Origin of the sequence: Martinezella lusitana, from assembly GCF_014207095.1 — a bacterium.
Lineage (GTDB): Bacteria > Pseudomonadota > Alphaproteobacteria > Rhizobiales > Rhizobiaceae > Rhizobium > Rhizobium lusitanum_B.
The window spans coordinates 101377-123825 of record NZ_JACHBG010000015.1 but is presented as its reverse complement, the minus strand read 5'-3'; the positions used below and the strand labels follow the sequence as shown (position 1 = coordinate 123825).

Below are 22449 nucleotides of genomic sequence, written 5' to 3'. Positions count from 1 at the left end.
AACCTTATGAGACCCGGGAAAAGATCATGGATTCTTTCAGCGAGAGAAAAATACCCGCCCTGCCGCAGATGCACTCATTGTTCGATGGCTGTGTGAAGATCGTTTCGGCCTATGTCAGTCACAACACGATTCCAGTGGCCGGTCTTCCAAGGCTGATCAAGGATATTCACGACGCATTGCATGGGTTGGGTGCACCCAGCTCTGCGCCTGAGCGAAGCAATTTGGTGCCGGCGGTGGATTTGAGGAAATCGGTGACCAACGATTACATAGTCTGCCTGGAGGACGGCAAACGCTTCAAGACGCTGAAGCGGCATTTGCGCGTGCACTATGGCCTCACACCAGAGGAATACCGGCAGAAGTGGGGCCTGGCTCCGAGCTATCCGATGGTCGCACAGAACTATGCCAATCGGCGTTCCGAGCTGGCGAAGCTATCCGGCCTCGGTGCCAATGGCAGCAGGAAGGAAACTGTTGGCACGTGAGCCCGCCCTATCGCATCGGCTCTGAATAGGCGAATGAATGGTTTGCCACTCCACATGGCGTTGCGACGCCATGTGCCCGGATTCTGCAACAAGAGAAATGGCGCCCCACAAGGAGCGCCATTTTCTTTTCAGGGATTGCCCGACGAGCTCAAAACGCCGCTCGAGCGGATCGATCAGAAAATCTGACGGAGCACGACGAACAGCACGAAAGCGAGCGCGATCGAGGCCGGCAGCGTCAGGACCCAGGCCATCAGCATGTTGCGCACGGTCGACCATTGCAGGCCGGAACCGTTCGCCGCCATGGTGCCGGCGACGCCGGAAGACAGGACATGCGTTGTCGAGACCGGCAGGCCGAGATGGTCGGCAGCGCCGATCGTCAGCATTGCCACAACTTCGGCGGCGGCACCCTGGCCGTAGGTCAGGTGCGTCTTGCCGATCTTTTCGCCGACGGTGACGACGATGCGCTTCCAGCCGACCATGGTGCCGAGGCCGAGTGCCAGTGCCACTGCAACCTTCACCCAGAGCGGGATGAACTTGGTCGTGTGGTCGACGGCGGCGTGATAGTTGGTGACGGCCTTGAGGTCGTCGGCGCTCATCGGCAGCAGCTTCTGCTTGTCGATCAGCTTCAGCGATTCACCGATGAGATAGATGTCGTTACGTATATTGCTGACGAGACCGTTCGGCAGCTTCTCGATGCTCGGATAGGCCGCAATCGAGGCGCTCGTCGCGTGAATATAGGCCTGCAGCGCCGGAGTGGTGACATCCGACCAGGTCTTGCTCTTCACGGCCGCGCTGACGGCAGCCTTCGGATCGGCGGGGGCGGCGACGCCGGGCTTTACATATTTGCCGAGCACGGTCTCGACCTGCACGGAAGCAGCCTTATAGGCATCGAGATAGTTGATCTCGGGCGTGCGGTTCAGCGCAAAGGCGGTCGGTACGAGACCGATGAGGATGAGCATGATCAGACCCATGCCCTTCTGGCCGTCATTTGAGCCGTGGGCGAAGCTGACGCCGGTGCAGGTGAAGATCAGCAGGCCGCGGATCCACATCGGTGGTGGTGCATTGCCCTTCGGCGCTTCGTAAAGTGCCTTGTTGCGGATCAGGACCTTGGCAACCAGCAGCAGGATGGCGGCCGCGCCGAAGCCGATGATCGGCGACAGCAGCAGAGACATGCCGACGCTGCTTGCCTGCGACCAGTCGACACCGCTCGTTGCTGAGCCGGCAGGCGCCAGAAACTGATTGGCGAGGCCGACGCCGATGATAGAGCCGACGAGCGTATGCGAGCTTGAGGCCGGCAGACCCAGATACCAGGTGCCGAGGTTCCAGATGATGGCGGCGGTCAGGAGTGCGAACACCATGGCCAGACCCGAGCCGGAGCCGACCTGCAGGATCAGTTCGACCGGCAGCAGCGCCAGGATACCGAAAGCGACGGCGCCGGAAGAGGTGAGAACGCCGAGGAAGTTGAAGAAGCCTGACCAGATGACGGCGAATTCCGCCGGCAGGGAACGGGTGTAGATCACGGTTGCGACGGCATTGGCCGTGTCGTGGAAACCGTTGACGAATTCAAAGCCGAGCGCGATGAGCAGGGCAAGGCCGAGCAGGATCCACGGAACCGCCGCTGCTTCGGCAAGATCGCTGCCGAGCGCGTAGCCGACATAGGCGAGACCGCCGAGGACAACGATGCCGAAGAGCGGCAGAAACCACTTCGCCGAGCCTGCTGTACCGTGAATTGGGTGATTGGCGTTGCCGCTCTCTGAACTGCTGGAAGCGAGGTCGACCATCTCTAACTCCTTTATGGCAGGTGATATTTCTGGTGTAAGCCTCGTTGATGAAACTCTCGTGACGCGCGAGAACGGCCGAATATCCTGTCCGAACAATGGTTCAAGTCACGTCTCGTCGCGGCAGTAGGCGATTTTCGGCCGAGAGATGCGCCTCGAACGGTCTTGATTTCGCCCAAAAAACACCTTTTTCGGTTCAGCCGGCGTTCATACCTTCGAGGGTTAAATCCCGCGTGTTAGGGACTTGGACAGAGGACCATTGAAGATGAGATCGACCGTGATTGCCATCGCCGCATTGCTTGGCGGATTGGCTGTATCGTCGGCAGAAGCGATGCCGATTCCCGCTGTCGGGACACCGGCTGGAGTAACAACGTCCGGAGCGCCGGTCGTTAATGTGGACTATGCCTGCGGCCGTGGCTGGCATGCCACTCCGTGGGGCGAGTGCCGCCCGAACCGCTGGGGACCGCCGCCGCCGCGTTGGGGCTATCGCAGGCCGCCACCGCCGCCATGGGGTTGGCACGGCCATCGCCATCATCGCGATGACTGGCGCGAGGATCGCGGCTGGCGTGACGATGGTTGGCGCCGCCGGCGCGACTGGTAAGAGGCACATTTTGCCAGGCTGAAAACACCGCCGCTGAACGCGGCGGTGTTTCTTTATAGAGACCGGCTGACACGCAATGCGCGGACCGCAAGCCAAAGACCGCCTACGATCATCACCAGGATCGACAGGATTGACGTGAGGCTTTTGGCATGCCCGAGAATACCGGCGAGCGTCGGCTTGATGAGATCGCCCGTGTTGAAACTCTCGCTGCTGAACTGGCAGAGTATGAGCGATAGATTGTTGCGCACGAGCGTTTCATCAATGTCGGAAACGAGCTCGCCGGCCTGTGCCTTTTCGCCATCCATCGTCCGCATATGCAGCAGGACCGCTTTGGCTGCCGCAAGATAGGCGTGCGAGCATTCGTTGAACGGGCTTTCCTCGTCGCTGACGCTGCCGGGCATCATGCCCCATAGACAATAGGCTCTCTGGATCTGCGTGAAATTCAGCAACCGGCGGAAGGTCTCGTCGGTGTCAGATGCCGCTTGTCCGATCGCAACAATCCGCCTGTAGTAGGGCGCTATGACAGCCATCTCGCCATGGGTGAGACTCGGTATCGGTATGCCTGCCTGGCTTCCGGAGGAACCGCTGCTATGGGCTGCAAGCACCGTTGGCCAGATGAAGAGAACGAAGCAAATGGCGGCGTACCACAGACCGTTTGCGGGTCGACCTTTCCCGCGCACGGATCGGTGCGCGGGATGTGACGATCGCGTCATTTCAGGCTCTGCGCAGCGCTGCGTTGCTGCGGGAACGCACTTGCGGTAGTTCGCGCTCCGCCCAGGCGCCAAAGACCAGGCCGAGCACGGCCCAGAGGATGGCATGCATCCCGAGCGACGCGATGCGGAACCGCCAGAGTACGACTGCCGAGAACTGTTCAGGCACCTCATTGATTGCCGGAAGCAGATACTGGATCAGCGCGACGAAGACGATGTAGCCGATGCCGGCGATGATCGCGCCGTTCCAGGATCCGTAGCGTGCAGCCAGCCTGCGGCCGAAACCGACGGCGACGACCATGCCGATGACCGATGCCAGGATCATGATGAAGAACAGCTCGGTTCTCGCGCCGATCGTGTCGGAATTGCCGACTGCCGGCGGGTTTGCCGGATATTTGAGATCCGGAACGAGCGAAATGGCGACGAAAGCGGCGATGGCGAGCAGGGCTGCCGTGCCGCGAGCGCCAAGCGGGCTGATGCGGCCGTAGACGAAGGAGAAGACCAGCGCGAACAATCCGCCGATCGCCGTCGAAAAGATGATGCTGCCGGTGAAGAGGCCGATGCCCGCCTGTATGGTGCGGCTAACGATTTCCGGCTCTGGTGCCTCGCCGGCGGCCTGCGCGGTCTTTTCTTCAAAGCCGACGGCCCAATCGGCCAGCGGTTCGCCGAAAGTATGGGCGAAGGCAAAAATGAGAATGCCTGTAAAGGCCCCGACGATCATGCCGCGAAGCAAAAGACGTCCAACCATGTGCGTAACCCCTTAAAGCAACTCCAGGAAAAGCGCGCAGCAGTTTTCCGTCCGGAATTGCGTAACAACAAAAGGATAGAGTGTTTTCGCGTTTCGAAGAAAAGCGGAAAGGCTCTAGTGGCAGGGGAAGCCGAGAAGGTGGCGGGCATCGTGCACGAATTCATGCACATAGCTGCCTGACAAGAGGGAGGTCGCACCCTCTTCCGCGCCGACGAAATAGATCGCCAGCAAAAGCAACAGGCCTGCGAAGACGGCCCATGGCAGGATTTGGCCGAGCGGTATCGGCTGCGGTATGGCGGACGGTGCGAAAGCGGTATCGGACATTGTTATCCCTCTTTAAGAAAAGCGCGTTCCATTAGCGGAAGGGTTTATGCGGGAAGGGTCTGGCTCTCGAGAACGAGGTGTCCGTCATCGATTACAGTGGCGCGACCGCGCCGGGGTTTCACCGGCTTCCACACCCGCAATTGCAAGTTTATATCTGTCCGTGAAGATGGTTGTCAATGAATCGCGGTCCTGATGCCAGGCATGAGGACGCGTGAAGTCGTGGAGTTTCATGAAGGCGCGCCTGAGCTGGATTTGCCATGGGCCGACAGAGGCCAATCGAAAGGGATGTTTCCCGGGCGACGAACCCCTGGAGCATAAGGCTGTCCAAAGAGCGGACCTGTCTCTCGCCCGGCTTAGGACGGTCGACCGCGTCTGGACGAGCCCGGCTTTGCGCGCTGGCCAGACGGCTGCACTCCTCGGCCTCGACGCCATCGATGAAGAGGCCTTGCGCGAATGCGATTATGGCGCCTGGCGGGGGCGGTCGATCGCCGAACTTCATGAGAGCGATCCGCAATCTCTCGCATCGTGGATGACGGATCTTTCCGCCGTGCCGCATGGCGGCGAGTCTCTGTCGTCGATCATGCTGCGTGTCGGCGCGTGGATGGAGCAGCATCTTCAGGACGCAGGTCACACCGTCGCGATCAGCCATGCCAGTGTCATCCGCGCCGCGATCCTGCATGTGCTGCAAGCGCCGGCTTCGGCATTCTGGTCGATCGATGTCGAGCCGTTCGGCCTGGTGGAGATGACGGGCGACGGCAGGCGCTGGCAGCTTCGTTTCCCGCAGCTGGCGCGGTAGGCCGGTACGACAAAAGTGCGCTGATGCTAGACCGTGGAAATCGCCGCGAAACGGCGTGGGTTTAGTCCGTTGCTTTTCGCCGCCGCCGCTCGAAGTAAACCAGGAATACGGCCATGCCGAGCGTCATGACAGTCAGTCCGTACCAGGTGATGGCATAGACGAGGTGGCTGTTCGGGAAGCTAATCTGCGTTAGCCCACCCACCGGCAGATCGCCGGGATTCTTCGTGTCGTCGGCATCGATGAAATAGGGTGCCACATTCTGCAGGCCGCGAGCCGCAGCGATGGCCGCCACGTCACGGGAATACCAGCGTTCTTCCGCCGACACATTGGAACGCAGCAGCGTGCCCTTGGGCTCGCTGATCCGCAGCAGACCGGTTACGACCGTATCCGTGCCGATTTGTCCCGTCGGCCGCGTCGCCGGGTTGCGCTTGTCGGTCGGCACGAAGCCGCGGTTGATGATGATGGTCGTGCCATCGGTCTGCTTCAGCGGCGTCAGCACCCAATAGCCGGCGCCGAGCACGGTCGAGGCATAGACCTGCACTTCCTTGTCATTAAGAAGGATGCCGCTTGCCTGCACATGCTTGTATTCGGCGTTTTCGGCAGTGATGTCGGCCCATTGCGCCGGGCCGGGCGCCGGAACCGCTGGCGCATGCACGCGCGTATCGACCCGGGCGATCAGATCCAGCTTCCAATGCAGCCGCTTAACCTGCCAGGTGCCCAGCCCGATGAGCAGAGCCGTGAGCAGCAGAAGCAGAAGTACCCAGATGGCAAGCGCAAGTGTCGAGCGCGGTTTGCCTTGCGATGCATTCGAGGAAATATCGGTCATGGCGCTGGTCTCCGGGGAGGCGCTGCCGCATGATTTCGGAAGGGATAAAGCTCTCGCCGCAGAAGATCACGCGTGGTCTTTGAAGAATTCGGCTGCGATGTCAGGCGTTCTGAAGAATGCGCCGCGCAGTGCCCGGTTTGAGATATCAGCCGGGGAGGGCGGGCCTTCGGCTGAAGGCCCGCCGCTTCGTCTTATGGCATGTTGCGCATCATCTCGGGCGACATGGGCATCATGTTCGCGTTGAGGTGATGCATGACCCACAGCGAGCCGGAGAGCGCAATGATGACGAGCACGATCGTGAAGATCAGCGCCATCATGTTCCAGCCGCCTTCCGAACGGGTATTCATGTGCAGGAAGTAGATCATGTGCACGATGATCTGGATCGCGCCGAGGATCATGACGATCGCGCCGGTGACGGCCGGATCGGAGAAAACCTTGCCCATGACCAGCCAGAAGGGGATGGCCGTCAGAATGACGGAGAGGATGAACCCCGTCATGTAGCTCTTGTAGGTGCCGTGGGAAGCCTCGTGGCTGCCATGGTGATGGTCGTGACCGTGAGCGTCGCCGGAATGATGCGAATGATTTGCGTTCGAGCTCATCCGAGAACTCCCATGAGGTAGACGAGGGAAAACACGCCGATCCAGACGACGTCGAGGAAGTGCCAGAACATCGACAGGCACATCAGGCGACGCTTGTTTTCGGCGATCAGGCCGTAGCGGCCAACCTGCACCATCAGCGTGATCAGCCAGACGATACCGGTGGTGACGTGCAGGCCGTGCGTGCCGACCAGCGTGAAGAAGGCCGACAGGAAGGCGCTGCGTTGTGGGCCGGCGCCGTCGAGGATCAGGTGGTAGAACTCATAGAGTTCGAAGAAGATGAACAGGGCGCCGAAGATGCCCGTGATCGTCAGCCACATCAGCGTGCCCGACTTGTTGTTCTTTTCCATCGCCAGCATTGCGAAGCCATAGGTGATGGAGGAGAAGAGCAGCATCGCCGTGTTGAGGGCGACGAGCGGCAGCTCGAACAGGTCGGCCGGGGAAGGACCGGCCGCATAGCTGTGGCCGAGCACGGCGAAGGTGGCGAAGAGGACTGCGAAGATCAGGCAGTCGCTCATGATGTAAATCCAGAAGCCCAGCATGGTGCTGCCTTCCGGGTGATGCTCCTCCTTCAGATAGAAGGCGGGTGTTTCGCCGTCCATGGGAGCCTTTGCGGTATGGGTCGTCATCGTCTTACACCTGTCCTGCCAGCTGCTTCGTACGCTCGTTCTCGGTCTTTACGACCTCGTCGGCGGGAATGTGGTAGTCACGCTTGTAGTTGAAGGTATGGCCGATCGTGATGGCGATCATCGCGACGAAGGTGATGGCGGCGAGCCACCACATGTACCAGATCATCCCGAATGCAAAGCCGATCGAGAGGACGCCGAGGATGACGCCGGTGCCGGTGTTCTTCGGCATATGGATCGGAATGAAGCCTTCGGTCGGCCTGACGTAGCCACGGTTCTTCATGTCCCACCACGCGTCGTGATCGTAGACGATCGGCGTGAAGGCGAAGTTGTAGGCCGGCGGCGGCGACGAGGTCGACCATTCCAGCGTACGGCCGTTCCAGGGGTCACCGGTGTGGTCGCGCAGCTCTTCGCGCTTCATGAAGCTGACGACGAGCTGGATGAGGAAGCATGCGATGCCGATGGCGATCATGACGGCGCCGACCGCGGCGATCACAAACCAGATCTGCAGCGACGGGTCATCGAACTGGTTGACACGACGGGTAACGCCCATCAGGCCGAGGATGTAGAGCGGCATGAAGGCGAACCAGAAGCCGATCTGCCAGAACCAGAAGCTCATCTTGCCCCAGAACGGGTCGAGCTTGAAGCCAAAGGCCTTCGGGAACCAGTAGTTGACGCCCGCGAACATGCCGAAGAGCACGCCGCCGATGATCACGTTATGGAAGTGGGCGATCAGGAACAGCGAGTTGTGCAACACGAAGTCGGCCGGCGGAATTGCCAGCATCACGCCGGTCATGCCGCCGATGGTGAAGGTCACCATGAAGCCGACTGTCCACAGCATCGGCACTTCGTAGCGGATGCGGCCGTGGTACATCGTGAACAGCCAGTTGAAGAGCTTCGCACCCGTCGGGATCGAGATGATCATCGTCGTGATGCCGAAGAAGGAGTTGACGCTGGCGCCCGAGCCCATCGTGAAGAAGTGGTGCAGCCAGACGAGGTAGGAGAGGATCATAATTACGCAGGTGGCGTAAACCATCGAGGCGTAACCGAAGAGGCGCTTGCCGCAGAAGGTGGCGACGACTTCGGAGAACACGCCGAAGGCCGGCAGGATCAGGATGTAAACTTCCGGGTGGCCCCAGATCCAGATGAGGTTGACATACATCATCGGATTGCCGCCGAGGTCGTTCGTGAAGAAGTTCGTGCCGGCGTAGCGATCAAGGGTCAAAAGGGCGAGCGTTGCGGTCAGGATCGGGAAGGATGCAACGATCAGGATGTTGGTGCAGAGCGAGGTCCAGGTGAACACCGGCATCTTCATGAAGGTCATGCCCGGGGCGCGCATCTTGACGATGGTGGCGATCAGGTTGATGCCCGAAAGCGTCGTTCCGATACCCGCGACCTGCAGGCCCCAAATATAATAGTCGACGCCGACATCGGGACTATAGGCAATGCCGGAAAGCGGCGGATAGGCCAGCCAGCCGGTCTTTGCGAATTCGCCGATGAAGAGCGAGATCATGATCACGATCGCGCCTGCCGTCGTCATCCAGAACGAGAAGTTGTTCAGGAACGGGAAGGAGACGTCGCGTGCGCCGATCTGCAACGGCACGACGAGGTTCATCAGACCGGTCACGAAAGGCATCGCCACGAAGAAGATCATGATGACGCCGTGGGCTGTGAAAACCTGGTCGTAGTGATGCGGCGGCAGATAGCCTTCGGAACCGTTGAAGGCGATCGCTTGCTGAAGGCGCATCATCAGCGCGTCGGAGAAGCCGCGCAGCAGCATGATCAGCGCCAGCACGATATACATGATGCCGATCTTCTTGTGGTCGATGCTGGTGAGCCACTCTTTCCAGAGATAGCCCCATACGCGGAAGTAGGTCAGCAGGGCGAGCAGAGCGATGCCGCCCAGTGCGACGGCAGTGAAGGTCGCGACGAGGATCGGCTCGTGATACGGGATCTGATCGAGCGTCAGCCGACCGAAGATGAATTTATAGAGGTCCGGGTTGGAAAACATGGATTGCCTCTGTCCTTATAAATGTCTTGTTACTAAGCGCACCGGATCAATGACCCTGGTGCTGCGCCGAACCGGTCGACGAATCGGAAGAAGAGCCGTTGCCCATATCCATGCCCTGCATCGAATTGTCTCCGTGCTGCATGGTGTGGCCGGCGCCGCCCTCGGCCTTGACGGGAGTGACTGAGGCCGGGCCGACATCGCGACTGTCGTAGATCAGACGCTCGCGGTTTTCGTGGCTTTCCTTGCCGCCGCCGCCCTTGGCATCGATATGCATCATTTCGCTCATGCACATTTTGCTCGGATCGGCGCACATGTTGAGGATGGCATTGTAGAGACCATCGTCGACGGCGTTGAAGTAGCGCACCGGCTCGCGTTCGCTCGGCTTGGCGAGAGCGAGGTATTCCGGACGGCCGAGCTTCGTGCCCTGGCTCTTGGCCTTCTGGATCCACTGGTCGAAATCGGCCTGGTTCACGCCATGGAACTTGAAGCGCATGTGCGAGAAGCCGGCGCCGCTATAGTTGGCGGACAGGCCCTGGAATTCGCCCGGATGGTTGATGACGGCGTGCAGCTTGGTCTCCATGCCGGGCATGGCGTAGATCTGGCCGGCCAGTGCCGGGATGAAGAAGGAATTCATCACCGCGGATGCTGTGATCTTGAAGTTGATCGGGCGGTCGACCGGAGCGGCCATCTCGTTGATGGTGGCAATGCCGTATTCCGGGTAGAAGAAGAGCCACTTCCAGTCGAGCGCGACCACTTCGACGGTCAGCGGCTTCACATCGGCGCTGAGCGGCTTGTCGGCAGCGATACGGTCGAGAGGACGATAGGGGTCGAGCTGATGGGTGCTAATCCAGGTCACGGCGCCGAGCGCGATGATGATGGCCAGCGGAGCGGACCAGATGACCAGCTCCAGACGCGTCGAATGATGCCACTCCGGCTCGTAGGTCGCTTCCTTGTTGGACTGGCGGTATTTCCAGGCGAAATACAGCGTCAGGAAGATCACCGGAATGATGATGATGAGCATCAGCACGACCGAAATGATGATGAGGTCCCGCTGCTGCATAGCGATATCGCCGGAGGGATCCATCACCACCAAATTGCAGCCGGATAGCAGCAAGAACAATGGGATAACGGACAAACGGCTGAAAATCTTGGATAGTCTTAGCACGTCTTAAAGCTCTTTTTGTTTCGACCCTACCGCGACTAAAGGACGGCGGTCATGAACGATATGAGGTGTTTCGTCGCACCGCAGCAAGCGCGCGTGCAATGCGGTATGGAAAGCGGTCCCACCTATCGGGAAAACCTAGCAAAATCCAGAAGGTTTTCCGTCGATCATTCGCTTTTATGAGGGCTAATATACCCGGATCGGAACAAATGGCCACCAGCAGTCTTTTCCCGATGCGCGCACGGTGCCGACGGCGGCGGCAAACGCCGGCTTTGATGGCTAATTTGCGAATTATTTCATGTCTGACACTTGATATGTTCGCATGTTTGATAAACATTTTGATTATGCACGAATTCGTGGAGGAACTCGTGCACGGAGAGGGAGGCTCCCTACATGGTCAGCGTGACTCATGAAACACTAAACCCAACATCTTCAACGCTTGAAAGCGATGCCCGCAGCATGCATGCCGGCGGCTCCGTCGCACCCGGCAATATCGCCATCGGCGTGATCATTGGTCGCACGTCCGAGTTTTTCGATTTCTTCGTTTATGCTATCGCTTCGGTTCTGGTCTTCCCGAAGCTGATGTTCCCCTTTGCTGACCCGCTGCATGGAACACTGCTATCCTTCCTGGTGTTCGCGCTTGCATTCATCGCCCGCCCCATCGGCTCGTTCATCTTCATGGCGATCGACCGTCGGTACGGCCGCGGCGTCAAACTCACCATCGCGCTCTTCCTGCTCGGCGGCTCTACCGCGGCGATGAGCTTCCTGCCCGGCTACTCCGAAGTCGGCGTTTATGCGATCGTCCTGCTCGCGCTTTTCCGCATCGGCCAGGGCCTTGCGCTCGGCGGCGCCTGGGATGGCTTGGCCTCGCTCCTCGCGCTCAACGCCCCGACCAATCGCCGCGGCTGGTACGCGATGATCCCGCAGCTCGGTGCCCCGATCGGCTTCATGCTGGCAAGCGCCCTGTTTGCCTATTTCGTCACGAGCCTCAACACGGCGGACTTCCTCGATTGGGGCTGGCGTTATCCGTTCTTCTGCGCCTTCGCCGTCAATGTCGTGGCGCTTTTTGCCCGCCTGCGCCTCGTCGCCACCGAGGAGTTCGGCACGCTTCTGGAGCGTCATGAGCTTGAGCCGGTGAAGATGACGGAGCTGTTGCGCGTGCACGGCCGGGACGTACTGATCGGTGCCTTCGTGCCGCTCGCAAGCTTTGCAACCTTCCATCTCGTTACGGTTTTCCCGCTTAGCTGGGCAACACTCTATAGCGAGCAGACGCCCGCTTCGTTCCTGCTGATGGAATTCCTCGGCGCGATCTGCGGCATTCTCGCCATCATCTGTTCAGGCATGCTGGCCGACCGGATCGGCCGCCGCAATCAGCTCGCCATCGGCGCGGTGCTGATCGCCTGCTTTGCCTTCGTCGCACCCTGGCTGCTCGATGGCGGAGCGACCGGTCGCCACATCTACGTGGTTCTCGGCTTCACGCTCCTCGGCCTTTCCTTCGGCCAGGCAGCTGGCGCCAGCGCTTCGCGCTTCACCCAGCACTATCGCTATAGCGGTTCGGCCCTGGTGTCGGATCTGTCGTGGCTGATCGGTGCCGGCTTCGCGCCATTTGTGGCGCTTGCCCTCTCCAGCCAGTTCGGGCTCGTCTATACCAGCCTCTACCTGCTGTCGGGTGTCATCTGCACGCTGGTCGCGATTTTCTTCAGCAAGACGCTGGAAACGCGCGATACTTGAGGCGGATTTTGGGATCTGAAAGGGCCGCGGCATGAGAGTGCCGCGGCCCTTTTCGTTCATAATGAGTGCATGAGCCAGGCGATCAGCGGTGCCGCCAACACATTCGTCAATCCCACCAAGACCATGACTAGCCCGGCGATCGATCCTTCCTCGCGGCCGATCTCATGGGCCTTGGCGACGCCGACGCCGTGAGCGCCCATGCCGAACAAGGCCCCGCGGGCAATGCCCGATCGCAACGGCAGGAGCCGCAGCAGCGTCTGCCCGACGACGGCGCCGAAGAGGCCGGTGACGACGACGAAGACGGCGGTCAAGTTGGGCACGCCGCCGATATCGCCCGACACCACCATGGCGAAAGGCGTACTGATCGAGCGCGGCATCAGGCTGAGGCGCAGGCTTTCGTCGAGGCCGAGAAGGCTGGCAAGCCACCAGGCCGAGAGCATCGCCGTGGTGCTGCCGACCGCAACGCCAAACAACAGCACCGGCCAGTAGCGCTTGATGAGATCGCGCTTCTCGTAGATCGGCACGGCAAAGGCGACCGTTGCCGGCCCGAGCAGCGCCAGCAGCCAGCGGCTGTCATGCATATAGTCCTGGTAGCTCGTATGCAGCACGAGCGCGACGACGATCAGGACCGCCGGCGCCGCAACCAGCGGCGACAGCCACAGCGAAGGCCAACGCCGATAAAGCGCCTTGGAAAGATAATAGAGGCCGATCGTCGCAAGTGGCCAGAAAAGGCCGGATGCGATCGCTTCAATGGTGGACATGGCGGACCGCTCCATGGCGCATCATCAGGCGATAGCCGATGTCGATCGCAAGCGCTGTGACACCCATGACGACCACCGTGCCGACCGCAATGACCGCAAGCACCTTCAGTCCGGTGAGCCCGATGAACTCGCCATGATCGAGCACGGCCAATACCGCAGGCACGAAGAACAGCAGCATCTCGGCCAGAAACCACTCTGCGCCACGCTGCATGCTTGCAAGCTTCATCGTGCCGCTCGCAAACAATGCCAGCACCAGCAGCATGCCGATGATGGCGCCGGGAATGGGTAGATGCGCGAGGCGCGCTATGGCTTCACCGGCCTGCCAGAAGGCCAAAAGCAGGGCAATCTGGGCCAGACGGCTCAATTTCGGACGGTTCTTCAGATCGATATGCATGGGAAGGCTCGGAAAGATTGGATGGCCTGAAGATAAGCCCTTCGTCCGCATGAACAAAATGAATTGATTTCATTGAAATCAGTCCTGTATGGAATGGGAATGGAACTTCGAACCTTGAAAGCGTTTGTCGAGGTGGTGCGCCAGGGCGGCTTTTCGGAAGCCGCCAAGGTGGTCTTCACGACCCAATCTGCAGTCAGCAAGGCCGTGCGCCAGCTTGAGGATGAGCTTGGCCTGCCGCTGCTCAATCGCATCGGCCATCGCACGACGATGACGGATGCCGGCGAGGTAGTCTATCGCCGGGCGGTGGCGATGCTTGCCGGGCGCGACGATCTTCTGGCCGAGCTTGCCGACCTCAGCGGCCTTGCTCGCGGCACCCTGCGGCTCGGCCTGCCGCCGATCGGCAACGATGCGTTGTTCGCGCCGGTATTCGTCGTCTTCCGCAGCCGTTATCCGGGTATCGAGATCAAGCTGGCGGAGCAGGGAGCGAAGCGGCTGGAAGAGATGGTTCTCGCCGATGAGGTCGATCTCGGCGCCTCGCTGCTGCCGGTACCTGAGGTTTTCGAATCGCAGCCCGTGCGTCGCGAGCCGATGCATGTGCTGCTGCCTTCGTCCCATCCGCTCGCCGGACAGGAACGAGTGCCGATGGCGGCCCTCAGGGACAATGCCTTTCTCCTGTTCGAGACCGGCTTCGCACTCAATGGTATCATTTTGGATGCCTGCCGCTCTGCCGGCTTTGCGCCCGATATCGCCGCGCGCTCCAGTCAGATCAATTTCATTGTCGAGCTTGTCGCAGCCGGCCTCGGAGTGGGTTTCCTGCCGCGGCTGATCGCTGAGCAGCGGCAACGTCCCGGCGTCAGCCATGCACTCGTCGTCGAGCCCGAAATGCAGTGGCACATGGCGTGGATTTGGCGGCGAGGCAGCTATCTCTCCCACGTCGGTAAAGCGTGGCTCGACCTCGCCGCAGAGATCGCGGCGAAATCTTGACTCCATTTTCAAACTTTTTTGATAACAAAGCGCCGAAGTAAACTTGAAAATAATTGTCAGGAAAAATATAGGCTATTCCATTGCCGCTGCAGGCGGCGACTTTCAAGCGAGAGGACCTATGACTTTTTCCTTTACTCATCTCACCAGCGCACTGGCGCTTGCCGCAGGTCTTGTGGTCGCTCCGATGATGGCGAACGCCGCCGAATCCGAGGGCATTGTCGTTTACAACGCCCAGCACGAGGCATTGACGCAGGCTTGGGCAGATGGCTTCACCAAGGAAACGGGCATCAAGGTCACGATCCGCAACGGCGGCGACATGCAGTTCGCCAACCAGATCGTCCAGGAAGGCGCGGCTTCTCCCGCCGACGTCTATCTGACGGAAAATTCGCCGGGCATGGCGCTGGTCGACGCCAACAAGCTTTTCGCTCCGGTCAATGCCGATACGCTTGCTCAGGTGCCGGAAACCTTCAAGGCTGCCGATGGCAATTGGGTCGGCGTTGCCGCCCGCTCCACGGTTTTCGCCTATGACAAGACCAAACTGAAGGAAGCCGATCTGCCGAAGTCGCTGCTCGATCTGGCCGATCCCAAGTGGAAGGGCCGCTGGGGCGCATCGCCCGCCGGCGCCGATTTCCAGGCGATCGTCAGCGCGCTTCTCGAACTGAAGGGCGAGGATGCAACCCGCGCCTGGCTGAAGGCGATGAAGCAAAACGCCAGCCCCTACAAAGGCAACAGCGTTGCCATGAAGGCCGTCAATGCCGGTGAGGTCGAGGGTGCTGTGATCTATCATTATTACTGGTTCGGCGATCAGGCCAAGACCGGTGAAAACAGCAAGAACGTCGCGCTGCACTATTTCAAGAACCAGGATCCGGGCGCTTTCGTCAGCATTTCCGGCGGTGGCGTTCTCGCATCCAGCCAGCATCAGAAGGAAGCTCAGGCATTCCTGAAGTGGATCACCGGCAAGGGTGGCCAGGCCGTTCTGCGTGATGGCAACTCTTATGAATATGCCGTCGGCAATGGCGAGGCTTCCAATCCGAAGCTGGTGCCGCTCGCCGACCTGCAGGCGCCCAAGGTCGAGCCTTCGAAGCTGAACAGCAAGAAGGTCACCGATCTGATGACGGAAGCTGGACTCATCTGAGGCGAATGCCCGCGTCGCGGCGCTTTTAGGGTGCCTTCGGACGGGCTTGGCTCTTGCATCATTGTCCTATGCCCTGCTAGGGGCATAGGGATGGCCCTAAGGCCGATCGATCGGGCAACCGCCGTCTGCGGCGGTTGCCTTCCTATTTCAGGGCGTGAAAGGCAGCTCGGATTTGCTGCAGAAGAACACATATGCCGGCGAACCTGCCGCCATGCAGATGCCCCAGTTGACGGCCGCCCCTCGTAGTCGCGTTCGGCATGGTTCCGTCGTCGCTCTCGCGTCCATCGTCGCGCTCCTCAGTCTGGTGCCGCTCGGCTTCATCGCCTGGATCACGATCGATACGGGCTGGGCCGAGGTCATCGCCCTGATCTTCCGCAATCGCGTCGGCGAGTTGCTCGTCAATACCGTCCTGCTCGAAGTCTGCACCATTCCGTTGTGCATCCTGCTCGCGGTCACGCTGGCCTGGCTGACAGAGCGTACCGATATTCCCGGAGCCCGCCTCTGGTCTTGGCTGGCGGCGGCACCACTCGCGGTGCCTGCCTTCGTGCACAGCTACGCCTGGGTCAGCCTCGTGCCCAGCATGCGCGGGCTGTGGAGCGGCGTCCTCGTATCGGTGCTTGCCTATTTTCCCTTCCTCTATCTGCCTGTCGCCGCGGCTCTGCGCCGGCTCGATCCGGCGATCGAGGATGCCGCCGCCTCGCTCGGCCTCGGCCCTTGGCGTGTCTTCTTCCGCGCGGTCCTGCCGCAGCTTCGCCTTGCGATTTGCGGCGGTTCGCTGCTGATCGGCCTGCATCTCCTGGCGGAATATGGCCTCTATGTGATGATCCGCTTCGACACCTTCTCGACCGCGATCGTCGATCAGTTCCAGTCGGCCTATAACAGCCCAGCCGCCAATATGCTCGGTGGTGTCCTTGTCTTCTGCTGCCTGCTTCTGCTCGGCATTGAGGTGCTGGCGCGCGGCAACGAGCGCTATGCCCGTGTCGGTTCGGGCGCTGCCCGCCCGGCTGATCGCCGCCGTCTGGGTTGGTTCGTCGGCCCTGCCATCGCGCTGCCCGTCGTCACATCCGTGCTGACGCTCGGCATTCCTTTCGTCACTCTGGCCCGTTGGCTTTATCTCGGCGGTTTCGGCATCTGGCGCATCGATACGGTCGGCTCGGCCCTGCTGCAAACCATTGCTCTCGCGATAGCGGGCGGTCTTCTCACCACCATCGCCGCAACGCCCATGGCCTGGCTGTCGGTACGCGCGCCGGGTCGACTGCAGCGCGTTCTGGAAGCCTGCCATTATTATGTCGGCTCGCTGCCGGGAGTCGTCGTCGCACTGGCGCTGGTGTCGATCACGGTCCGGCTGGTCCTGCCGCTCTATCAGACCTTTGCAACGCTCCTGCTCGCCTACGTCCTCTTGTTCCTGCCGCGCGCCATGGTCGGCCTGCGCGCCAGCATCGCCCAGGCGCCGGTCGAACTCGAGCGAGCCGCCATGGCGCTCGGCCGCACGCCGTCGCAGGCCGTGCGGCAGGTTACCATGCGGCTTGCCGCACCCGGCTTTGCCGCCAGCGTAGCCCTCGTCGCGCTCGGCATCACCAACGAGCTGACGGCAACGCTGATGCTTTCTCCCAACGGCACGGAAACGCTGGCGACGAAATTCTGGTCGCTGACGAGCGAAATCGACTATGTTTCGGCGGCACCCTACGCCTTCATGATGGTCGTCCTGTCGCTGCCGCTCACCCTTCTCCTTTATGTGCAATCCAAACGAACGGCCGGACAATGACCTTTCTGGCGATCAAGAATATCAGCAAGCGCTACGGTCCCGTCCGCGCACTGAACAATATCGATCTCACGGTCGCCGCCGGCAGCCGTACAGCTATCGTCGGTCCATCCGGCTCGGGCAAGACGACGCTGCTGCGTATCATCGCCGGTTTCGAAACCCCTGATGCAGGGCAGGTCGTGCTTCACGGCGAGACCTTGGCGGACGGCGAGGCCATTGTGCCGGCGCATCGTCGCGGCATCGGCATCGTCGCCCAGGACGGCGCCTTGTTTCCGCATCTCAGCGTCGCCGAGAATGTCGGCTTCGGCATGGAGCGCGGTGCACGCGACCGCGATCAGCAGATCAACGCTCTCATCGATATGGTCGAACTCGACCGCAACATGCTCACGCGCCGGCCTCACGAGCTTTCCGGCGGCCAACAGCAGCGCGTAGCCCTTGCGCGTGCACTCGGTCGCAAACCGAGGCTGATGTTGCTCGACGAGCCATTTTCCGCCCTCGATACCGGCCTGCGCGAAAACATGCGAAAGGCCGTCGCCCGTGTGTTGCAAATCGCCGGCATCACCGCAGTGCTCGTCACGCACGATCAGACAGAAGCTCTCTCCTTTGCGGATCAGGTCGCTGTCCTGCGCGAGGGCGCGCTCATACAGGCCGGAACGCCGCAGGCTCTTTATCTCAGCCCCAGGGATCGCGAAACCGCGCTCTTCCTCGGCGATGCTATCGTGTTGCCGGGCGATCTCGATGGCGGATCTGCCAAGTGCATACTCGGCCGTATCCCGGTCGATGCCGAAAATGCGCAGGGGCGGACCGATATCATGCTGCGGCCCGAGCAATTGCGCCTTGAGACGATCGCCGATGTGGGCGCGGACGCGGCCTGCATCGGCAAGGTAACCGAAATCGAGTTCGGCGGCGCCGTCTGCACCGTGACTGTGGTCCTGTCCAACGCCAATGGTTCGGAGACCTTGAACATCAAAAGCTCCGGGGTCGGCTTGCCAGAGGTCGGCAGCGTGGTGTCGCTGACCGTTATCGGAAAGGCACATGTCTTCAACAAGCTCGATGTCTGAGCTTCATTTGGGTTGAAGGAGGCGGTGCTTTGGGGAAGATAAAGCATGTCGCGCAAAGTGTGCAGCGGTTTTGCGACAACGACATGCGCCAAATCAAAGGCCTGAAGCGCAAGAAGCGAATCTGAAAGATCGCGGCGCGCTTTAGGCACGCCCTCATCGTGCCTCACATCGAAGGAATGCCCATGTCTTTGCCCGAAGAGATCGTCCAGGATCTCCCTTTCCTCACATCGCTTCGTCGTAACCTTCATGCCCATCCGGAACTTGGTTTCGAGGAGGAGCGCACCAGCGGCATCGTCGCTACCTTGCTGGAGGAAGCGGGGCTCAAGGTGCATCGCGGCCTCGGCAAGACCGGCGTCGTTGGCACGCTGCAGGTCGGTAACGGCACGCGCAGCATTGGCCTTCGCGCCGACATGGACGCACTGGCCATGCCGGAAAAGGCCAGCCGCCCCTACAAGTCCACCATTCCCGGCAAGATGCATGCCTGCGGGCATGATGGCCATACGACCATGTTGATCGGCGCTGCCCGCCATCTGGCCGCCAAGCGCGGCTTTTCGGGAACCGTGCATTTCATCTTCCAGCCAGCCGAAGAAGGCCGCGGTGGTGCGCATCGCATGGTGGAGGAAGGCTTCTTCGACATGTTTCCCTGCGATGCCGTTTATGGCCTGCACAACATGCCAGGTCTCGACGTCGACGAGATGGCCGTCGTCGAAGGGCCGCAGCTCGCCTCGTCGGATACTTGGCGCGTCACTTTTCGCGGCACCGGTACGCATGGGGCAAAACCGCATCTCGGCAAGGATCCGATCACGGCGGCCGCGACTTTCCTTTCTTCGCTGCAAACCATTGTCGGCCGCGTCGTCGATCCGCTACAGCCCGCCGTCGTCAGCGCCTGCGCGCTTCAGGCGGGCGACCCCAATGCGCTAAACGTTATTCCCGATACCGTCGAGATCGGGGGCACGGCGCGCGCCTATGCGCCCGAGGTCCGCGATCAGCTGGAGCGGGAAATTGGCCGTCTGGCCCACGGCACTGCCGCCATGTACGGGATCGCGGCCGACTATCACTTCGAGCGCCGCATTCCGCCTGTCGTCAACGATGCGGATGCCACCGCACGGGCATTGAAGGCAGCCCAGGCGGTTTTCGGCGAGAAGGCGCGGACCCGTTTTCCGCCGTCGACCGCTGGCGACGATTTCGCATTCTTCGGTCAGAAGGCGCCGGGCTGCTACGTTTGGCTCGGCAATGGCCCGGCTGTCGACGGCGCTCTGCATCACAACACGGCTTATGATTTTGCCGACGACGCGATCGGTTCCGGCGTTGCCTTCTGGACGACGCTGGTGCAGCAGGAGCTAAGGGAAGGGGGCTGAGATAGAGTTCGCTCTTCCGTCGCCATGTCCAATTTGGCGTCAGGCGGCTGCCTGACACAGCGCGTCGAATATGATCGTGCGCGCCTTCTCCGCATCGATCTCGGTAGCGAAATGCGCGTTGAATGCACCATGTGAGGCGCGCGTTTCGACGACGGTGCGGCCGCGCGTGTGCTGGCCGTGCAGTTCAGCGTCGATACGCGCGTGCTTTAGCACGGCAATCTCCGGGGTAACGAATATGGCCGCTGCCGTCGGATCGTAGATCGCCATGGCCGGCCGCCCGCGACTGATGGCGATGTTGACGTAGCCTTCCAGCAGATCGGCGAGCAGCTGCGCCTTTTCGCCTGCCGTTTGGCGCAGATGCGCAACATCCTCGGGCCACGCCAGCACCTTTCGACAGATGTCGAGATCGACCATGCGCAGCGGCAAGCCGTGCGCAAGCACGATCGCCAAAGCTTCGGGATCGGCAAAGGCGTTGAATTCGGCCGAGGCCGTATGATTGCCCGCGGTGACGCCGCCGCCCATCCAGGTCAGCTCGTCGATACGGGCGGCAAGGTCTGGGCGCGCCAGCGCGAGGGCGGCGATATTCGTCAGCGGACCAAGCGCCAGGATGCGCTTCGGCCCGTTGCCGTCGCCGAGCCAGCCGCAGAGCGCAGCGAAGGCGTCGCTGAAGGGAAGGGGTTCGGCTGACGGCAGGCTTCTGCCTGCTGTCGGAATGCCGTTCTGGCCAAGGATGCTCTGGGCGGTTTCCAGCTTGCACAGGACAGGCAGTTCGCGGCCGGTATGGATGGGGAATCTCCAGCCGAAGACCGCGGCAGCACTTGCCGCATTGTCGCGAACATGGGCGAGCGGCGCGTTGCCGCTCACCAGCGAAACGCCGTCGATGGCGAGGTTCGAGTTCGCAACCACCAGAATGGCGGCGATGTCATCGAACCCCATGTCGGTGTCGATCCAGATTCCCATGGTCTATCTCATAGATTTGGTCGAGCGATCAGCTGTTGCCCGTATTGAAGGCCGTCGAGGCGGAGTAGGTGCAGGAGGGCGCGCAAAGTGACCTGCGCGCCCCGGTCGGTCAATCAAACCGCGAGCGCGTCGAGCACACGGATCCAGGAGCGGATGCCCTTGTGGTAGGAACGCAGCTCGTATTTCTCGTTGGGCGAATGGATGCGGTCGTCGGAGAGACCGAAGCCGATCAGCAGCGATTCCATGCCGAGCATCTTCTGGAAATCGCCGACGATCGGGATCGAGCCGCCCATGCCGATGACGATGGCGGGTTTCGGCCATTCGCTGGAGAGGGCGTTCTTCGCCTTGGTCAGCGCCGGCGAATCGTAGGAAAGCTGGATGGCCGGCGAGCCGCCGTGCTCGTGGAATTCCACCGAGCAATCGGCGGGGATCTTCGAGCGCACATAGGCGCGGAAATTCTCGCGGATTGCCGCCGGATTCTGTTGGCCGACGAGACGGAAGGAGACCTTCGCGGATGCCTTGGCAGCGATTACGGTCTTGAACCCGGCGCCTGTATAGCCGCCCCAGATGCCGTTGACCTCGGCCGTCGGCCGCGCCCAGGTGAGTTCCATCACCGAGCGGCCCTTTTCGCCCGAGGGGATCGACAGTCCGACTTCGCCGAGGAAGTCTTCGTCCGTCAGTCCCAGCTTTTCCCAGGAGGCCTTGATGTTGGATGGCGTTTCCTCGACACCCTCATAGAAGCCGGGAAGCGTCACGCGTCCGGTTTCGTCATGCAGGCCGGCGAGGATATCGGTGAGGATGTGGATCGGGTTGGCCGCGGCGCCACCGAATACGCCCGAATGCAGGTCGCGATCGGCTGCGGTGATGACAATCTCCTCGCCGACAAGCCCGCGCAGGCCGGCGCAGATTGCCGGCGTGTCGCCGTCCCACATGCCGGTATCGCACACCAGCGCGAAATCGGCTTTCAGCTCGGCGGCATTGGCTTCGAGGAAAGGCTTCAGCGAAGGAGAGCCGGATTCCTCTTCGCCTTCGAACAGGATGGAGATGCGTACAGGAAGCGCGCCTTTGGTTTCCTTGTAGGCACGTACGGCTTCGACGAAGGTCATCAGCTGGCCCTTGTCGTCGGAGGTGCCGCGGCCGGTCAGGATCTTGCGGCCATCGCCCATGTCCTTGATGGCAGGCGCAAAGGGATCGCTTTCCCAGAGTTCGATCGGATCGACCGGCTGCACGTCGTAGTGGCCGTAGAACAGCACATGCGGCGCGTTGGCGCTGCCGGCATCGTGATGCGCGACCACCATCGGATGGCCAGGCGTGTCGCGGACGGACGCGGTAAAGCCGATCGAGTTCAGGTAGGCGACCAGCCATTCCGCCGCCTTGCGGCACTCCGCCTTGTAGTCCGGATCGGTCGAAATGGACTTGATGCGGAGCAACTCGAAGAGCTTGTCCAGGCTGGAGGGGAGGTTCTGATCGGCACGATCGAGAACGGGCGATATATCGGTCATATCCGACTCCTTACATGAGTTTGGCGGGACGATAGACCAAAGCCCGGCGGGTTTCGAGGCATCAAAACCGAAAATTTACCGTAGCTTACTTCGTTGCGGCAAGGTGGTCATTATGTGCATAGTTGCGCATGTAATTTACAAGTT

22 protein-coding genes and 1 riboswitch are annotated in these 22449 nt (G+C 61.0%); of the genes, 9 read left to right on the top strand and 13 right to left on the bottom strand.

Annotated features, from left to right (window positions below; genetic code table 11):
* Window positions 1-68 precede the first annotated feature (68 nt).
* Window positions 69-479, top strand: a complete 411-nt coding sequence (locus GGD46_RS24310; protein ID WP_246806460.1) for a MucR family transcriptional regulator — start codon at window positions 69-71, stop codon at window positions 477-479.
* Window positions 480-652: 173 nt separating this feature from the next.
* Here GGD46_RS24310 and GGD46_RS24305 read toward each other — a convergent pair whose 3' ends face one another.
* Window positions 653-2260, bottom strand: a complete 1608-nt coding sequence (locus tag GGD46_RS24305) for an inorganic phosphate transporter (RefSeq protein ID WP_184708815.1) — start codon at window positions 2258-2260, stop codon at window positions 653-655.
* A gap of 262 nt (window positions 2261-2522) precedes the next feature.
* On the opposite strand from GGD46_RS24305, the gene GGD46_RS24300 reads away from it, so the two are divergent.
* Window positions 2523-2858: a GCG_CRPN prefix-to-repeats domain-containing protein gene (locus GGD46_RS24300; protein WP_184708813.1), complete on the top strand. Its 336-nt coding sequence runs from the start codon at window positions 2523-2525 to the stop codon at window positions 2856-2858.
* Window positions 2859-2911: 53 nt separating this feature from the next.
* Here GGD46_RS24300 and GGD46_RS24295 read toward each other — a convergent pair whose 3' ends face one another.
* The 3 genes from GGD46_RS24295 to GGD46_RS24285 form a co-directional block, all read right to left on the bottom strand.
* A complete protein-coding gene (locus GGD46_RS24295) occupies window positions 2912-3571 on the bottom strand; it encodes a hypothetical protein (RefSeq protein ID WP_184708810.1) in 660 nt (219 codons plus the stop codon).
* Between the two features lies 1 nt (window position 3572).
* Window positions 3573-4316, bottom strand: a complete 744-nt coding sequence (locus GGD46_RS24290) for a CbtA family protein (protein WP_184708808.1) — start codon at window positions 4314-4316, stop codon at window positions 3573-3575.
* Window positions 4317-4430: 114 nt separating this feature from the next.
* Window positions 4431-4640 carry a CbtB-domain containing protein gene (locus GGD46_RS24285; protein ID WP_184708806.1) on the bottom strand — a complete coding sequence of 70 codons (210 nt, stop codon included), beginning with the start codon at window positions 4638-4640 and terminating at the stop codon, window positions 4431-4433.
* A 57-nt stretch (window positions 4641-4697) separates the two neighbouring features.
* A riboswitch (cobalamin riboswitch) is annotated at window positions 4698-4770 on the bottom strand.
* A 99-nt stretch (window positions 4771-4869) separates the two neighbouring features.
* On the opposite strand from GGD46_RS24285, the gene GGD46_RS24280 reads away from it, so the two are divergent.
* The gene (locus tag GGD46_RS24280) at window positions 4870-5436 is read left to right on the top strand and encodes a histidine phosphatase family protein (RefSeq protein ID WP_184708804.1); all 567 of its coding nucleotides are present in this window, start codon (window positions 4870-4872) and stop codon (window positions 5434-5436) included.
* 61 nt (window positions 5437-5497) lie between these two features.
* Here the strand turns inward: GGD46_RS24280 and GGD46_RS24275 are convergent, their stop codons facing one another.
* The 5 genes from GGD46_RS24275 to cyoA all read right to left on the bottom strand — a co-directional run bounded on the left by GGD46_RS24275 (window position 5498) and on the right by cyoA (window position 10660).
* Window positions 5498-6262, bottom strand: a complete 765-nt coding sequence (locus GGD46_RS24275) for an SURF1 family protein (protein WP_184708802.1) — start codon at window positions 6260-6262, stop codon at window positions 5498-5500.
* A 191-nt stretch (window positions 6263-6453) separates the two neighbouring features.
* Window positions 6454-6861 carry a cytochrome o ubiquinol oxidase subunit IV gene (gene cyoD / locus GGD46_RS24270; protein ID WP_184708800.1) on the bottom strand — a complete coding sequence of 136 codons (408 nt, stop codon included), beginning with the start codon at window positions 6859-6861 and terminating at the stop codon, window positions 6454-6456.
* A complete protein-coding gene (gene cyoC / locus GGD46_RS24265; RefSeq protein WP_184708798.1) occupies window positions 6858-7487 on the bottom strand; it encodes a cytochrome o ubiquinol oxidase subunit III in 630 nt (209 codons plus the stop codon). Before cyoC ends, cyoD begins: the two co-directional genes overlap by 4 nt.
* 4 nt (window positions 7488-7491) lie before the next feature.
* Window positions 7492-9495: a cytochrome o ubiquinol oxidase subunit I gene (gene cyoB, locus GGD46_RS24260; RefSeq protein ID WP_184708796.1), complete on the bottom strand. Its 2004-nt coding sequence runs from the start codon at window positions 9493-9495 to the stop codon at window positions 7492-7494.
* A gap of 46 nt (window positions 9496-9541) precedes the next feature.
* Window positions 9542-10660, bottom strand: coding sequence for a ubiquinol oxidase subunit II (gene cyoA, locus GGD46_RS24255; RefSeq protein ID WP_184708794.1), 1119 nt, complete (start codon window positions 10658-10660; stop codon window positions 9542-9544).
* Window positions 10661-11050: 390 nt separating this feature from the next.
* On the opposite strand from cyoA, the gene GGD46_RS24250 reads away from it, so the two are divergent.
* Window positions 11051-12388, top strand: a complete 1338-nt coding sequence (locus GGD46_RS24250; RefSeq protein ID WP_184708792.1) for an MFS transporter — start codon at window positions 11051-11053, stop codon at window positions 12386-12388.
* Between the two features lie 56 nt (window positions 12389-12444).
* On the opposite strand, the gene GGD46_RS24245 is transcribed toward GGD46_RS24250, so the two are convergent.
* Window positions 12445-13149: an LrgB family protein gene (locus tag GGD46_RS24245; RefSeq protein WP_184708790.1), complete on the bottom strand. Its 705-nt coding sequence runs from the start codon at window positions 13147-13149 to the stop codon at window positions 12445-12447.
* Window positions 13136-13543: a CidA/LrgA family protein gene (locus tag GGD46_RS24240; RefSeq protein WP_184708788.1), complete on the bottom strand. Its 408-nt coding sequence runs from the start codon at window positions 13541-13543 to the stop codon at window positions 13136-13138. Before GGD46_RS24240 ends, GGD46_RS24245 begins: the two co-directional genes overlap by 14 nt.
* 99 nt (window positions 13544-13642) lie before the next feature.
* Here GGD46_RS24240 and GGD46_RS24235 point away from each other — a divergent pair, with 99 nt between their 5' ends.
* From GGD46_RS24235 to GGD46_RS24215, 5 genes are all read left to right on the top strand, one after another.
* Window positions 13643-14527, top strand: coding sequence for a LysR family transcriptional regulator (locus tag GGD46_RS24235; RefSeq protein WP_184708786.1), 885 nt, complete (start codon window positions 13643-13645; stop codon window positions 14525-14527).
* Window positions 14528-14645: 118 nt separating this feature from the next.
* Window positions 14646-15662 (top strand): iron ABC transporter substrate-binding protein, encoded by a 1017-nt coding sequence (locus tag GGD46_RS24230; protein WP_184708784.1) that lies wholly within the window; start codon window positions 14646-14648, stop codon window positions 15660-15662.
* Window positions 15663-15873: 211 nt separating this feature from the next.
* Window positions 15874-17427, top strand: coding sequence for an iron ABC transporter permease (locus GGD46_RS24225; protein ID WP_210325703.1), 1554 nt, complete (start codon window positions 15874-15876; stop codon window positions 17425-17427).
* A complete protein-coding gene (locus GGD46_RS24220; RefSeq protein WP_184708782.1) occupies window positions 17424-18485 on the top strand; it encodes an ABC transporter ATP-binding protein in 1062 nt (353 codons plus the stop codon). The genes GGD46_RS24225 and GGD46_RS24220 overlap by 4 nt, the downstream gene beginning before the upstream one ends.
* A gap of 182 nt (window positions 18486-18667) precedes the next feature.
* The gene (locus GGD46_RS24215; protein WP_184708780.1) at window positions 18668-19843 is read left to right on the top strand and encodes a M20 aminoacylase family protein; all 1176 of its coding nucleotides are present in this window, start codon (window positions 18668-18670) and stop codon (window positions 19841-19843) included.
* Between the two features lie 39 nt (window positions 19844-19882).
* Here the strand turns inward: GGD46_RS24215 and GGD46_RS24210 are convergent, their stop codons facing one another.
* Entirely contained in the window at window positions 19883-20803 is a 921-nt protein-coding gene (locus tag GGD46_RS24210; RefSeq protein WP_184708778.1) for a nucleoside hydrolase, read from the bottom strand.
* A 113-nt stretch (window positions 20804-20916) separates the two neighbouring features.
* Entirely contained in the window at window positions 20917-22305 is a 1389-nt protein-coding gene (locus GGD46_RS24205) for a dipeptidase (protein WP_184708777.1), read from the bottom strand.
* Window positions 22306-22449 lie beyond the last annotated feature (144 nt).

Excerpts from the sequence above, each read along its gene's own strand:
- GGD46_RS24310 (WP_246806460.1), top strand. The coding sequence starts at position 69 with ATGCACTCATTGTTCGATGGCTGTGTGAAGATCGTTTCGGCCTATGTC.
- GGD46_RS24305 (WP_184708815.1), bottom strand. The coding sequence starts at position 2,260 with ATGGTCGACCTCGCTTCCAGCAGTTCAGAGAGCGGCAACGCCAATCAC.
- GGD46_RS24300 (WP_184708813.1), top strand. The coding sequence starts at position 2,523 with ATGAGATCGACCGTGATTGCCATCGCCGCATTGCTTGGCGGATTGGCT.
- GGD46_RS24295 (WP_184708810.1), bottom strand. The coding sequence starts at position 3,571 with ATGACGCGATCGTCACATCCCGCGCACCGATCCGTGCGCGGGAAAGGT.
- GGD46_RS24290 (WP_184708808.1), bottom strand. The coding sequence starts at position 4,316 with ATGGTTGGACGTCTTTTGCTTCGCGGCATGATCGTCGGGGCCTTTACA.
- GGD46_RS24285 (WP_184708806.1), bottom strand. The coding sequence starts at position 4,640 with ATGTCCGATACCGCTTTCGCACCGTCCGCCATACCGCAGCCGATACCG.
- GGD46_RS24280 (WP_184708804.1), top strand. The coding sequence starts at position 4,870 with ATGAAGGCGCGCCTGAGCTGGATTTGCCATGGGCCGACAGAGGCCAAT.
- GGD46_RS24275 (WP_184708802.1), bottom strand. The coding sequence starts at position 6,262 with ATGACCGATATTTCCTCGAATGCATCGCAAGGCAAACCGCGCTCGACA.
- cyoD (WP_184708800.1), bottom strand. The coding sequence starts at position 6,861 with ATGAGCTCGAACGCAAATCATTCGCATCATTCCGGCGACGCTCACGGT.
- cyoC (WP_184708798.1), bottom strand. The coding sequence starts at position 7,487 with ATGACGACCCATACCGCAAAGGCTCCCATGGACGGCGAAACACCCGCC.
- cyoB (WP_184708796.1), bottom strand. The coding sequence starts at position 9,495 with ATGTTTTCCAACCCGGACCTCTATAAATTCATCTTCGGTCGGCTGACG.
- GGD46_RS24250 (WP_184708792.1), top strand. The coding sequence starts at position 11,051 with ATGGTCAGCGTGACTCATGAAACACTAAACCCAACATCTTCAACGCTT.
- GGD46_RS24245 (WP_184708790.1), bottom strand. The coding sequence starts at position 13,149 with ATGTCCACCATTGAAGCGATCGCATCCGGCCTTTTCTGGCCACTTGCG.
- GGD46_RS24240 (WP_184708788.1), bottom strand. The coding sequence starts at position 13,543 with ATGCATATCGATCTGAAGAACCGTCCGAAATTGAGCCGTCTGGCCCAG.
- GGD46_RS24235 (WP_184708786.1), top strand. The coding sequence starts at position 13,643 with ATGGAACTTCGAACCTTGAAAGCGTTTGTCGAGGTGGTGCGCCAGGGC.
- GGD46_RS24230 (WP_184708784.1), top strand. The coding sequence starts at position 14,646 with ATGACTTTTTCCTTTACTCATCTCACCAGCGCACTGGCGCTTGCCGCA.
- GGD46_RS24225 (WP_210325703.1), top strand. The coding sequence starts at position 15,874 with ATGCAGATGCCCCAGTTGACGGCCGCCCCTCGTAGTCGCGTTCGGCAT.
- GGD46_RS24220 (WP_184708782.1), top strand. The coding sequence starts at position 17,424 with ATGACCTTTCTGGCGATCAAGAATATCAGCAAGCGCTACGGTCCCGTC.
- GGD46_RS24215 (WP_184708780.1), top strand. The coding sequence starts at position 18,668 with ATGTCTTTGCCCGAAGAGATCGTCCAGGATCTCCCTTTCCTCACATCG.
- GGD46_RS24210 (WP_184708778.1), bottom strand. The coding sequence starts at position 20,803 with ATGGGAATCTGGATCGACACCGACATGGGGTTCGATGACATCGCCGCC.
- GGD46_RS24205 (WP_184708777.1), bottom strand. The coding sequence starts at position 22,305 with ATGACCGATATATCGCCCGTTCTCGATCGTGCCGATCAGAACCTCCCC.